Source organism: Acidobacteriota bacterium (genome assembly GCA_009861545.1).
GTDB lineage: Bacteria > Acidobacteriota > Vicinamibacteria > Vicinamibacterales > UBA8438 > WTFV01.
Map to the genome: position 1 here is coordinate 1 of VXME01000148.1, position 12,108 is coordinate 12,108.

General features: G+C 68.1%; 13 protein-coding genes and 1 pseudogene. 2 read left to right on the forward strand and 12 right to left on the reverse strand.

Going from position 1 to position 12,108, the window contains the following annotated elements:
• Positions 1-12: 12 nt before the first annotated feature.
• Positions 13-894 (reverse strand): hypothetical protein, encoded by an 882-nt coding sequence (locus F4X11_22820; GenBank protein ID MYN67826.1) that lies wholly within the window; start codon positions 892-894, stop codon positions 13-15.
• A gap of 335 nt (positions 895-1,229) precedes the next feature.
• Positions 1,230-2,174 (reverse strand): tyrosine-type recombinase/integrase, encoded by a 945-nt coding sequence (locus tag F4X11_22825; GenBank protein MYN67827.1) that lies wholly within the window; start codon positions 2,172-2,174, stop codon positions 1,230-1,232.
• Between the two features lie 109 nt (positions 2,175-2,283).
• On the opposite strand from F4X11_22825, the gene F4X11_22830 reads away from it, so the two are divergent.
• Positions 2,284-2,859: a hypothetical protein gene (locus tag F4X11_22830; GenBank protein MYN67828.1), complete on the forward strand. Its 576-nt coding sequence runs from the start codon at positions 2,284-2,286 to the stop codon at positions 2,857-2,859.
• Positions 2,860-3,052: 193 nt separating this feature from the next.
• On the opposite strand, the gene F4X11_22835 is transcribed toward F4X11_22830, so the two are convergent.
• The 6 genes from F4X11_22835 to F4X11_22860 all read right to left on the reverse strand — a co-directional run bounded on the left by F4X11_22835 (position 3,053) and on the right by F4X11_22860 (position 8,316).
• Positions 3,053-3,349: a hypothetical protein gene (locus tag F4X11_22835; GenBank protein ID MYN67829.1), complete on the reverse strand. Its 297-nt coding sequence runs from the start codon at positions 3,347-3,349 to the stop codon at positions 3,053-3,055.
• A 574-nt stretch (positions 3,350-3,923) separates the two neighbouring features.
• Complete coding sequence (locus F4X11_22840) at positions 3,924-4,292, reverse strand: hypothetical protein (GenBank protein ID MYN67830.1); 369 nt, start codon at positions 4,290-4,292, stop codon at positions 3,924-3,926.
• Positions 4,293-4,352: 60 nt separating this feature from the next.
• The gene (locus F4X11_22845; GenBank protein ID MYN67831.1) at positions 4,353-4,658 is read right to left on the reverse strand and encodes a hypothetical protein; all 306 of its coding nucleotides are present in this window, start codon (positions 4,656-4,658) and stop codon (positions 4,353-4,355) included.
• A 357-nt stretch (positions 4,659-5,015) separates the two neighbouring features.
• Complete coding sequence (locus F4X11_22850) at positions 5,016-5,393, reverse strand: hypothetical protein (protein MYN67832.1); 378 nt, start codon at positions 5,391-5,393, stop codon at positions 5,016-5,018.
• A 192-nt stretch (positions 5,394-5,585) separates the two neighbouring features.
• Positions 5,586-5,915 carry a hypothetical protein gene (locus tag F4X11_22855; protein MYN67833.1) on the reverse strand — a complete coding sequence of 110 codons (330 nt, stop codon included), beginning with the start codon at positions 5,913-5,915 and terminating at the stop codon, positions 5,586-5,588.
• A gap of 1,285 nt (positions 5,916-7,200) precedes the next feature.
• Positions 7,201-8,316, reverse strand: a complete 1,116-nt coding sequence (locus tag F4X11_22860; GenBank protein MYN67834.1) for a 2'-deoxycytidine 5'-triphosphate deaminase — start codon at positions 8,314-8,316, stop codon at positions 7,201-7,203.
• Here F4X11_22860 and F4X11_22865 point away from each other — a divergent pair.
• Positions 8,272-9,453, forward strand: a complete 1,182-nt coding sequence (locus F4X11_22865) for a hypothetical protein (GenBank protein ID MYN67835.1) — start codon at positions 8,272-8,274, stop codon at positions 9,451-9,453. The two genes, F4X11_22860 and F4X11_22865, sit on opposite strands and share 45 nt — an antisense overlap.
• A gap of 268 nt (positions 9,454-9,721) precedes the next feature.
• On the opposite strand, the gene F4X11_22870 is transcribed toward F4X11_22865, so the two are convergent.
• From F4X11_22870 to F4X11_22885, 4 genes and pseudogenes are all read right to left on the reverse strand, one after another.
• Positions 9,722-10,381, reverse strand: a complete 660-nt coding sequence (locus F4X11_22870) for a nucleotidyl transferase AbiEii/AbiGii toxin family protein (GenBank protein MYN67836.1) — start codon at positions 10,379-10,381, stop codon at positions 9,722-9,724.
• Positions 10,382-10,481: 100 nt separating this feature from the next.
• Entirely contained in the window at positions 10,482-11,057 is a 576-nt protein-coding gene (locus tag F4X11_22875; GenBank protein MYN67837.1) for a hypothetical protein, read from the reverse strand.
• A complete protein-coding gene (locus F4X11_22880; protein ID MYN67838.1) occupies positions 10,870-11,301 on the reverse strand; it encodes a hypothetical protein in 432 nt (143 codons plus the stop codon). The genes F4X11_22875 and F4X11_22880 overlap by 188 nt, the downstream gene beginning before the upstream one ends.
• A gap of 191 nt (positions 11,302-11,492) precedes the next feature.
• Positions 11,493-12,086 (reverse strand): annotated as a pseudogene (locus F4X11_22885) (IS256 family transposase).
• Positions 12,087-12,108: the final 22 nt, after the last annotated feature.

The window sequence follows — 12,108 nt, forward strand, 5'->3', positions numbered from 1 at the left end:
GTCGGCTCGCGCCTACAATTGTCGCATCTGTTTTCTGCGGCGCAGACTCCTAGCCGGCTCCGAGCCGGCCGTACCGCCGGCACGGCCGGCACTACATCGACGGGGGCTTCGAAGACGGACATGGCCGGATCCGAAACAGATCCGGGCAATCAACACGACGGCGAGCAGCTGACGCTGCCCGAACCGGCGGCCGGACTCTGGAAACGAATCCGGGCGACGGTGCACGAACTCGGCAGCCGACGCCCCGACGAAGGGATCGAGCCGCACATCGGAGGCGGCACGACGCTGGCCGCCCGATGGGTGACACCGCGCGAGCACCGACATTGACATCATTCTGCCGGGAGACCCCAGCTTGGCCGATCTGACGCGCGACGACGAACACAACCTGGCGCGTCGGAGCGGGGGCGAGGGCGAGATCGAAAACGTCGACGAGATCAAGATCCGGTGCAGCGACGGAGTGCTGCACCTGGCGCGGCTATGGCCGAGCGCGCGGGGCGCCGAAAAGCACACAATCACCGACGGAAAGGTCGAGACGATCCTGTCGAACAGCCAGATCCCCGACAGGGTGGGCATGTGCCGCCGCGCCATCGCCCGCTCGACGCCGTCGGCCACGCGCTGCACCCGTTCCCGGTGTTGCGGCAGCCGCGCGCCGAACTCGGGGTCCTGGAGCACGGCCTCGAGACGCGGCAACCGACCGTCCGTCTCCGTCTCGTCGAGGGCCTGTTCGACGGCCGACGTCGACGGCTCGCCCGCCCGGCGCCCGGCGGGAGCGAGGTCCGTCAGCCTCGCGTCGTACAGCTCCCGTCCGGCGGGCGTCAACGCCGCAAGGCGATCCTCGGCCCGACGCCAAGCTGCAGGAAGACGATGACGACGAGGAAGCGCCTTGACCGCCACGGGGTCGAGAGCATGGTGAGGATGCCGCGGTCGATGCCGGACCGGTGACGGCTGAGAAGGTCCCCGAGCCGAGCGGCGACGCGAAGCGCAGCGTCCGCTGGAGCGAAGACGATGTGGCGAAATGGATCGGGACGCGTAAGCGCGGCGGTTCCCCGCCGGCAACGCCGCGCTCCTCGTCCACCTGAGGCAGGTTCTCGTCGACCTCCGAGCCGTTGGCCGCGAGGCGCCCCGGGGGACCGGCGACGACAGCGGGCGCGGCGCGCCCGACCCGGACTGGCGTCGAGAACGTCGTGACGCCGGGCGGCGCGACCGACGGCGCGGGCCCGGTGCGGTCGTCAACTGCGGCCCCGGGCGTAGCGGTGCACCATGCTGGCGCTGCGCCAGCCGCCGGCCGACTGGACAGCCTCGGTCGAGGCCCCGCGTCGCAGCCGCTCGAACGCCAGCCCGCGACGGCCCGAGTGCGTCGACACTCCCTCGAGGCCGAGCGCGTCCGCCAGGACCTGAACCCGGTGATTGACCTGATGCGCGCACAGCGGCACCACGCGGTCGGTCTGCGCCGGTGCGGTCGCCTCACGCAACGCGGCGGCCGCCTGCGCGAACTCGCCGACCAGTCGGCGCGAGTCTCCCCCGTCGATACGGGCGTTCGCCTGCGAGGCCCGCACGCGGACCCGCAGTTTCCTGTGCGGCTCCGGCGTGATGTCCGCCCACACGAGCGCGGCGATCTCCGAACGGCGGAGGCCGCCGCCGAACGCCAGCGCGACGATCGCCGCGTCCCGCCTACCGCGCGCGGCTGCCGCGGACTCCGTCTCCCACCCCCGGCCGCGCCGCTGGGGCCGGCGCGCCGCCCGCATCATCGCCAGAGCCGTCGTGTGGTCCAGGGCGGTGGGGTGCCGCGGTTCCCAGTTCGGCGTGGCCCTCTTCTGCTCATTGATGGCGCCGAGAGTCTCCGCGACGACGTGCTCCATCGTCGGTTCGCCGAGCCGTCCGGCGGCCCGAAGGCTGGCCAGGACCGCTGACGCAGAGAGCTTCACCGTCGCCCGCTTCGCCCGCTTCGCCCGCTCGTGCAGGTACGCGGCCACCTCCTCCGGACTGGCGTCGAGGGGCACGACGTGCCGCTCCTCGCACCAGGCGCGGAACCGGTTCCACTGCGTCGCGTAGGTGGACCGCGTGTGCGCCGTCCAGCCCTCGGCCGCCGCGGGGTCGGCGCCGTCGAGCGCGACGAACGGGTAGGGCGGATCCTCCCCGCGAGCGGCGGCCGGCGCGCCGCGCCGCTTGGCCATCGGTAGGAATTATTGTAGTGTGAATGACGCCAGCGAGCCGTACTCCGGGGTGTCGGGCCGCCGCGCCAACGGCGACCCGACGCGCCCCGCATTCGTGAAAGGGCACGAAATGCAAGACGCTGCCAGATCGTATCGTCGGCGGTACAACCACCGCCACCCCACCGCGCGGCGCGCCCGCAAGGCGTGCCTCGACCGCTCCAACCGCATCTGCCAGGGCTGCGGGCAGCAGGAGGCCACCGAGGGCCACCACTGGACCTACCCGCCCGAGGAGGAGACGACGGCGGCACATCTGACCGCGCTCTGCAGGACCTGCCACGACCTGATCACCTGGGCCGTGTGGTTCTTCGCCGCCGGCGGCTCGCGTGCTCTCCTTTCCGAGTTGTTCCCGGTGTTCCTCGCCCGGCTGCTCGACCTCCGCGACCGGCCGGAGCCCAAGCGCGTCGGTCGCGCGCTACGGGTGGGCCACGCCTGGGGCGCCGTCGTCTCCGGCATGACGAGGCCCCGCACCGGCGAGGTCGTCGCGGTCCTCCTGCGCTGCTCGCGCCGGTCGCAGGACGTCGTGGTCCTCGCCGTCGTCGACGGACGCCCGGGCTCCTGGCGAGTCCGAACGCGGTGGCTGAACGACAACGACGAGGTGCGGCCCATCTGCGTCACCGACATCGCTCGGCGGAATGACCGGCGCTAGCCGCCAGCCGCGGCCGTTCGCGGCGCGCCGTTCACGCTGCCACATACGCCGGAGACACAGACGCGCGGCATCGGAGAGGGCGCCGCTGGCGTTGCCGATGGCCAGGGATGGAATAGCGGTTCTCTTGGGAAGGAGGTTCCCATTAACGGAACGGAACGATGGCTCCCGGCGCTGGTGGTGATCTACGTCCTGATCATCGCGGCGTTGCTGGTCTGCTTCGCGGTGAGCGGCAGCGTCCGCGACCTGCGGTACGAGATCGGCGACCTGCGCCGAGACATCGGCGCGGTGCAGCGCGAGCTCGAGTTCCGCGGCGAGCAGGACGACCGCGACGTCGAGCGAATCCTGTACGAGTTGCGAAGGAGCCGGTGAGGCGACAGGCTCCGCGGTCGAACGCCGGAGACCTTGGCGGCGCGGCCAGGGGCGACGTCCTCGTCCTCGGCGGCGCCGACCCCGGGACGGAGCCCGGCCGGCACGGACCGGCCAAGCCCACGGCCGACGCCGCCGACAGCGAGGCCGTGCTGCACGTCTACCCGCGTCGAGAGCGTCGACGCCGCCGTCGTCGACGCCTGCGTCGACTCGCAGACCGCGATCATCGAAACCGTCCTCCGGGCGGCGATGTCCGGCGACCAGGCGACGCACCGGCGCGGTCACGAACGGTGCGTGAGCGCGCTTGCCAGCCGGGAGGTATTGTCAAATGTTGTGGATTCGGCTTCGACGTGAGTCAGGCAGCTTCCTTCCGAGCCTCCGCTTCCATCCGGCCCCGTTCCTCTGGCATGCCATCGACGAACCGGACGCCGGCACGCACCAGGGGGAGCAGCCGCGCCCCGTTTAGCCGTATTCTCGGCTCTCTTCCGGTGGTGGGGCGACCTGTGGGGCTATCTGAGGCGCCTCTCTACGTTCTCCAGGCCGATTTCGGCCAAGACCGCCTCGTCACCGCGCCACTATCGCTTCCGCCGCTACCGATGAACCTGGAGACTTCCACCTCGGGCTGCTAGTCGGCGCCACCGTCGTTGCGCCATCTCCAACAGCTTGAAGGCCATCTATGCGCCTGTGCTCGGTGATCCCTACGGTCGAGTTCCGGCCGCGTTCTCGGCTCGTGCTGCGGGCTGCCCGGGTGCATCAGTCGTGTGGGTCGTTCCGCCGGCGTTTGCGTTCGTAGCTGGTCGCGGGACGTGTGTCTTCACTTCGATGTGCGTCGTCCGGTGATCGGCACGGATGTGCACCTCGATGCTCTCTCCTGGCTGCAGCCCGATCGGTACCCCTTCGCCGTACACGCGCTGGGCGATTCGTTGAAGCGCTTCGCTGCGGTCGAGCAGCCCGTTGGCGAGGATGTCGTGGCTGGTCGTCCGGAACCTGGTGCGCTGGGTCGTCACCGACTCGTCGCTGTCGTTCTCCTCCGGCTTGAACGCGGCGTACGCGATCAGGTCGTTCAAGTGTTCGATGTCCGTGTTCGGGCTCCGCGCCTGGCTGACGATGAGGCCGGCGTCGCCGATTCACCGCTCCTCGGGATCGATGATCGCGAACTCGACTGGGACCCGCATCGTCTTGCGGTCGTTCGTCTGGTTCTTCCAGACGATGTCGACCCAGATGTGATCCGGGTCCGTGAGCCGTCCGTTCCGTCGCAGCGGTTTCGCGCTGGTAGGACCGTCGCGCTCCGGTTCGAGCGTGTGCGTCCGACCGTCCGTCTCGTACCGGATGCGGAAGTCGACGACGCGGTTCGCACTCTCGTCCTTGCGGCCCGGTTCTACCGGCCGGTAGCCTGCGCGCTCGAGCGCTCGGTACAGCACGATCTCGTCCACGGGTGCTTTCGTCCGGTCGCTCCTCGAGTGTCATCACCAGCTCGCCGGGCCTCTGGTCGCAGGGCACCGTTTCCGGTTTCCACCCGGCCAGATGGCCTCCGTGTGACCCTGGTTTCCAGTCCTTGCGTGTCGTCGTCATCGCTGTCGCGTCCTTCTCTGTTTTTGAGATTCCCTTGGGAACTTTCCGTGAGAATCGGTGTCTAACCGTGTAGACGGCACCGAGAAGTATCCTTCTTGGTGCCCGAGGCGTTTTCGACGTTGGGTTTCGTCTTCCCGCGGCTGCGCGCTGTATCGCGTTCCCGACCTTTGGCCGGCGCCGCCCGCGCTTGGTCGCGCGTTCCGGTTCCCGCTCCCGCGTCAGTGGATGGTGCTGTTCTTGCCCGCTGGCAGCGGCACCTCGGTCGTCAGTCGGGTGGCTATTTCGTAGATCGCGGCGGACGTCGTCGCGATGCCGTTCAGGTACATCGTGCCTTCGGCGCGGGTCGCCATGACCGTCTTGCGCTCGTCCTCGGTTGCCGGGGTGGTCGTCAGGTTCGACGTCTCGATCACGATCGCGGCGGTGTTGAATATCAGCTGCGCGGCCGCGCCGATGAATCGCTCGAGGTCGTTCAGTCCCAGTCGCTCGACCACACCCCAGGTCGTTTTCCCTGGCCCGCGGTGCGTCTCGTTTAGCGTGATCTCGACCATCCGCACATGGTGATCGAGTCGGCGGATCGCGTCGGCCAGTCCGGGCACGGTGGGGCGCTCGTCGACGACGCCACCTGCAGGCGGTCTGTCTCCGGTCCGCGCGTTGGACCATTCCCTGTGCGCGTTGCGCAGCAGCTCTACGGCTGCGTTCCGCATCGTGGCCGTCGTTCGCGCGGGTACGGTCGGGTTGGTGTCGGCGGCCTCGCTCAGCATCGCCTCACCGACCGCGAACGCCTCGGGTTAGTTGTAGGCTGCCAGCCGCGCGGCGTACGCGGTGGCTGGCCCGCTCTCCAGCGGGTGTACGACCGTGGCGTGGCGTACCTGCTGGTGCTCGAACCCGAGGCCGGTGAGCGCGCTGTCGTCCACGCCTTGTGCCCACAGCGAGGTCGAGAGCCACGTGATCGTTTTCTCCGGTTCTGTTCGCACCCGCTCGACGGTTCGCTCCGCGTAGTCGAGCAGCTTGCGCCCAGCGGTGTCGCGGCGCTCGGCGAGTACGAGTCGGGCAAAGCACTCGGCGCGTTCAGCGGCTCTGCGCTGCTCGCGCAAGCGTGCCGCGGCTTCGTCGTACATCGGTCGTGTCCTCATGCACCGGCCGTGGATGCCGGCGCGTCGATCGGTTGTTCTGCGCCCGGGCGCGTCGTCGATCCGGGGTCGGTCCGCTTCGTTCGATCCGGCCGATCCAGGCGTCAGTCTACCGCTCGTTCAGCGTGTTCGAGGGCTCGATTCGAGCGCTCGCGCGAATTTCTCTGCACAGTGCACCCGTGGTGCACTGTTTCCGCTCGGCGGCCCGATCAGTGCAACGTCTGTTCACCCCTGGTGCACCGCTCTCCCGGCATCGCCGGATCAAGCCTTCCCGCAGGGAAAAATCATGGGTGAGCGACGCCGGGACCGGGGTCGCTCACCCCTCTGGATATCTGACTTCTGTACGCGTTCACGATGGTGTACTGATCGGGTGTAATGATGGTGAAACGGTGGCGTAATTCTGCATGTTTTCGGCTCGCCGATTGGGTGTTGTGCTTCGGACCAGTCTCGGTGCGTGCGGGCCGTCCTGGTGCCGGCGTCTAACCTGCGTGTTCGCAGGTCGTTAGCGTGACCGGACCGAACGGTCGATGTCGTTGATCGGGTACGTTCTATCCGTGTCCAGCGGCGCTTCCAGACGGTCCGCGTCGTGGACTGGGGCCATGGGTTCGCGGATTCGGGCAGTGCACCAATCCGCCGCTCGCGCTGCGGGAGTTTTCGGACTGGGGCAACCCTTGGAGGGCCCTCCAAGGGACGAGATCCTGACCCCAGTCCAAATGGTGCTCGCGCTGCTTGCCCGCGGAGTTTTCCCGAACAGTGCAACGTTCGGGTGATCCGTGTGGTGCCGAAAGGGGGGTTTTCGTCGTGAAGATGAAGCGTATCGTCGTCTTCCTGCCGTTGGCGGCCGTCAAGGCGTGTGACGACCTTGCGACTCGGTACGGGTCGAACCGTTCCGAGGTGTTCCGGCTGGCGATCGCCGAAGGCATGACCCCCGCTGTCGAGGCCCTCGAGAAGCTTCGTGAGGTCCGGATGGTCGAGGCGCTTGGTACCGGCGCGTCGCGAACGTGGCGGGTTCGCGGCATGCAGCAGCGCTACAGGCCCGGTCGCCCTCGCACGGCCCTGGATCCGGACCGCGCGGTTGCTGTTCTTGTCGACTACGGTCGTGCCGTTCGGGGGGCTGATCCTGCGCTCAGCGAAGATGACGTTGGTGCTGCTCTCAAGGTTCACGCCCAGGTGATCGGCGTGGCGGCTGATGACCTCGACGACGTACTTGTGGACGCGGTGTCGCGCCTGTTCGAGCGACCGCAGGTCCAGCCGGCGAGGCGGTTCACTGTCTTCAGGCGAACTGCTTGCTCAGTGCGAGGCCCTGGCGGTTGTAGGTCGACCCGATGGCGCTGCCGTAGGTCTGTTCCGGCCGGCTGGCCATGTGGCTGTAGAGCAGGCGGCCCACGCGCTGGCCGTGTTCCATCGACAGCGCGGTCTCGTGGGCGCGGACCTCGAGGACGGCGCGCGTTCCCCGCTGGTTGTCGCTCCACCCGAAACCGGGGTCGAAGAACCCGGCATAGTGGATCCGGAACTCTCCCACCGCCGGGTCGAACGGCACCATCTCCGCGGCGAAGTTCTCGGGGATTGACAGGCGTTCGGCCGAGTTGAGCAGGTACAGGCTTCCCGGGTCGAGGATCAGCCGTCCGCTGGCGGGCGCCGGTATCGGCTCCCAGAAGTCCGCCGGCCGGTAGTGCCCGCGCTTGCTCAGGTCGATGATCGGCGCATTCGTCCGTCCGCGCCACGCGATGATCTTGCCGGGCTCGCCGGGGTTGTCCTTGGCGATGCGGGCCGTCACGATAATGCCGTCCTCGATCACTGCGACCGCTCGTTCTCCCGCTCCCGCACGGCACAAGCCGTGGACGTGGTTGGCCGCGAGCAGCTGGCCGTCGCTGCACTGAGCCTCGCCGTGTTCGAGCCGCAGCTGCGTCAGGCAGTCGCCCTCGCGGACGATGATCCCGAACGTCCGGGGCACGATCTTGAGCCATAGCGGACCGTCGTACCCGGGACGCATGCGGTCGAACGTGTCGCCGTGGTCCGTAATCACCCGCGTGAACACGTCCAGGCGCCCGGTCGTGCTCTTGGGGTTCGCCTTCCCGCGCAGCGTTGGCGGGAGCTTCAGCTTCTCCTGCAGGCGCACCATGTAGATGCAGTTGCGTTCGAGGATCGTCGGCTGGTCGAGCCTGAGTCGTCCCATGCCGAGCTCGGCGAGCTTGTCGGATACCGTCGCGTTCGGTCCGGTCAGGAAAACGGCCTGCGCGACGCGGGATTCGACATCCAGCACACCGCCGTCCTTTGCGCCACCGACCCACCGCTGGCGCTCACCCACACGCCGTTGCGGCAGGCGCCGCCGACGGCGGTCAACGTGCACGGCCACCTCCACAAGGCGGACACCCCGAGCCGCCAGCACGTCAACGTCAGCGTCGAGCGAACCGACGACGCGCTCGTCGGCCTAAGATGGACCCTCGAGTTCTGTCGACGGCAGATGACAACCTTGACTCACGACACACCCGACGGAGACGGCATGCTGAACCTCGCAGCAAAAACCCGCACGGAACTGTCCGCCGTCGAAGAAGAACTGCGACGCATCGGATACCGCGGGCACGTGTACATCGCCCGGTGCTGCCCGGTCGTCCTGACCGCAACCGCGATGAACCCGAACCCCCGCGTGCCTCCCGTCGTGAGCGGCCCAGAGCCCCTCGAACGAGCGATGCTGTCGGCCATCGGGACCCGGAAGCCGCCCGAAAGCTGGCTGGTCGACGACGCCGAGGCAGCAAGGCACGGTACCCCGCCACCGGTAATCTGGAATACAAGAGAGCTGGTAGTGACCGGCGTGACCGCGACGCACGCACTGATCATGGCGCTACACCGGCCCGCCGACTACGCGGCAGGTGAACTCGAAGCGTTGACGGCGAAAGCCGCACCCAACAGCAGCGCAAGAATGCGGAAGGCATTCGAAAACGCAACCGCCAAAGAGCTGCCACAGGACGCGGAGCGCTGGTTGCACTACCTGCCGGAAGACAACGGACAAGCCGATGCGGGGGAACAGCGGTCCAAAGGTCTCGACGAACCCGAGACGGGAAATCCGACAACGCTCCAAGCTATCGCCGCAGACATCAGGATCGGAGTCGAACAGAGGTCGATAAAAAGACTGCTGATGCGAGGAGTCGCCCGAAACACACTCGGGATGGCACCCGCCGATCGGAGACACGAACTCAACGTCGAGCCGCCGCTAACCGGAACCAAATGGGACCCGTTCCTCGCCACCATGGCAGAACACGTCGCATGGTTACATGACGAAGCCACGCCGGCGTGGGTGAACCGACCGACGCGGTTCGCGGACCCGCCCGTGAACCACATGATATTCCGCCACTCCGACGGCTTTTGCTCCGGACCAGCTGCTTTCATCCGCCACGGGACCTTGGCGGATCCGCGGGACCTGGACCCGAGGGGAGGCGAATATGTCGACTGGACGAGACGGCAGCAAGAAGTTGGGAAAGGAGGAACTCTGGAAGCTCCTCGAGGAACTCAACGACCGACTGGCTGACCAGGACGTTCACGCGGAGCTGTACATCATCGGCGGAAGCGCGATGGCCCTCGGCTACGACGAGGACCGGACGACGATGGACGTCGACTGCCGCATCGGCGAGAGCGCGCACGAAGTGCACGAAGCCGCACAGGCAATCGCGCAGGAGCACGGGCTGGCGAAGGACTGGCTGAACGAAGCCGCGGAACAAACGTTCATGATTCCCGAAGAGCCGGACACCGCGCAACGAACAGTGTTCGCCGAACCCAACCTGATCGTCACGATCGCGTCACCGGAGAGAATGATCGCAATGAAAACAGCAGCCGGCAGGAGTATCGACTTGAAGGATGGGGCTGTTCCAGTGCCAGTCCAGCGCGAGGAGATCGGCGCTCTTCGCGGAGATCGCGTTTACCGCGCTCTCGAGCGCCGTCGGCGCCTTGCTTCCCGCCTTGATCACGTCGAAGACGTCCCGCGGCAGCCGCATGTCGGCGCGCCCGAGCTTGCCGCGCAGGATCTGCGCAGTTGACAGGACGGTCTGGACCCTGCCCTGGACGGTCCGCTCTTCTTCTCCGGCGCCGATTTCCAGTTCGTGGGCCCACAGGTCCAGGCCGCGCTTGCCGCCGTCGAATGCGACCCGCCAGAGCTTTAGGTCGGGGTGGTACACGGGCGTTCCGCCCAGGGCCTTCAGCCGCGTCTCGAACTGTGACGGGTCTCCCTGGTCGGCCTGCAGTCTCCCCAGCGTGGTCTCGCGATCCAGGGTGAGATCGATGTCGAAGCTCTCGCGGTGTTGCCATCTGGCGGCCAGGATCGTTCCGCCGCCGATGCGGTACCGTGCCGGCTCTTTTGCCAGGCTTGCCAGTCCGTCGTCGACGACGTCGCGGACCATTGCCCACAGTTCGGCGGCAGCGGCGGGCAGCCTCAGCTCGGGCGGTTCGTTCACCGCGCCCATCCGTTGATCCAGCGCGCGGCGTGGCACTGCGCGTGTCCGGCGCGGTGCAGTGCGGTCACGAGCTCGCGGATCGTGTAGGCCCGTTCGGCCCAGGCCGTGATCAGCTCACGCCAGTCGGCTTCCCGCGCGAAGGCTCCGAGGATCGCCTGCTGACGTGCGTTCGGTTCCGGCGCCCGTATGGCGTCGTGGAACTCGGCGGCTGTCGGCGGATCGTGTTGTTGACCCACTCGGCGCGTCCGGCCGGTGTGTGGCCGTAGACGACGGTCGCGCGGCCGCGGTAGTCCTTTGCCCAGTCCAGCCGTACCGGCAGGCCCTCGTTGTCGGTCTCGCCCGTGGTCTCGCCGTAGAGGCCGAAGTCGCGCACCTGGCGCGAGGTGCGGTTCTGCAGGTGCTCCTTCATGCCGGCGTGGGCGACGACGAGTCTCCCGCCGTCGAGCACGTAGTGGCTGGCCAGTCCGTCGAGCAACGCGGCCACGCGCTTGCGGAAGCTATCCGGCGTCGCGTCGAGCTGCTCGAGCGTCTGCATCAGTCCGTGCTTGCGTTCGACGTTGCGGCCGGCGAGCGCGCGGGCCAGCTTCGCGTCGTGGTTGCCGGGGATCGCCAGTGCGTGGCCGGCGTCGACCATGTCCATGACCAGCGCCAGCGCGCCGGCGGCGTCGGGGCCTCGGTCGACCAGGTCGCCGACGAAGACGGCGGTGCGGCCCGCCGGCGGTGTGACGCGGTAGCCGGGGCCTGAGCACCGTCAGCGTCTCGTCCAGCCCCTCGCGGATGGATGCCGCGGCGCCGGGATGCTCGTCCTCCAGCGAGCGGGCCAGGCGCTCGAGAGCCCGTTTCGCGGTCGCTTCCGACTGCAGGTCCCACGCCGTGCGCAGCGCCCGGCCGACGCTGGCGTGCATGCGCTCCGGCAGATGGCCCAGCACGTTCCTGTGGACCTGACAGCGATGTACGACGCCGAGCGAGCCGTAGACCTCGGTGGGAACCCAAAACCGGCCAGTATGACCAGCCGGTCATACTGGCCGGTTTTGAGCCGTCCATTGAGGCCGTAGATGTCGCTGGTGTCGCGACGCAGCGCCGTGGACCCGTCGACCAGAAACAACATCGCCCTCTCGGTCGGCAATCCGCGCGTCACCAGGTCGTTGAGCAGCGCCTTCGAGACCGCTGCCGTCTCGGTCGCACCTTCGCGCAAGCCGAGGACGTGTTTGCGCCCCGCAGTATCGATTCCCAACGCGATCACGATGCAGTGCTCCTTGAAGACCTTGCCGTCGATGCAGACCACACGCAGGTCCAACTCGCCCAGCGGCCGGCTGACGAACGCCCGCAGCTGTTGGGTCGACAATGCCACGAACCGCCGCGACACGGCGCTGCGCGACGTCGACCGCTCCGACACCTCGGCCGGCACCGGGTCCAGCGTCCGTGCATACTGCCGCGTCGTCACGCCCGCGGCGATCGCTTCGAGCGTGTGCGACTCCAACGCGTCGGTGGCCGCCGCCCACTGGAAACTGGCTAACGGCACCTCGCCGTCGGCGTCACGTACGCGAAGCCGAGGCAGCCCGACCTGGCGGCCACCGAGAGTCACGTGGCTCTCCACGCTCCCGCCGCGCCACGCGGTCCGGTCGGGCTGGTGACGTCCCTTCGGACCGCACAACGCGTCCCTGTCCGCCTCCTGCATTGCCTCAGTAGTGTCCCAGGAATTACTCCAATAGATTCAATAGGTTACCGGGACCTCC

Coding starts and splice junctions, on each gene's coding strand:
- F4X11_22830 (MYN67828.1), top strand. CDS start 2,284: ATGCAAGACGCTGCCAGATCGTATCGTCGGCGGTACAACCACCGCCAC.
- F4X11_22855 (MYN67833.1), bottom strand. CDS start 5,915: ATGTACGACGAAGCCGCGGCACGCTTGCGCGAGCAGCGCAGAGCCGCT.
- F4X11_22825 (MYN67827.1), bottom strand. CDS start 2,174: ATGGCCAAGCGGCGCGGCGCGCCGGCCGCCGCTCGCGGGGAGGATCCG.
- F4X11_22870 (MYN67836.1), bottom strand. CDS start 10,381: ATGGGCGCGGTGAACGAACCGCCCGAGCTGAGGCTGCCCGCCGCTGCC.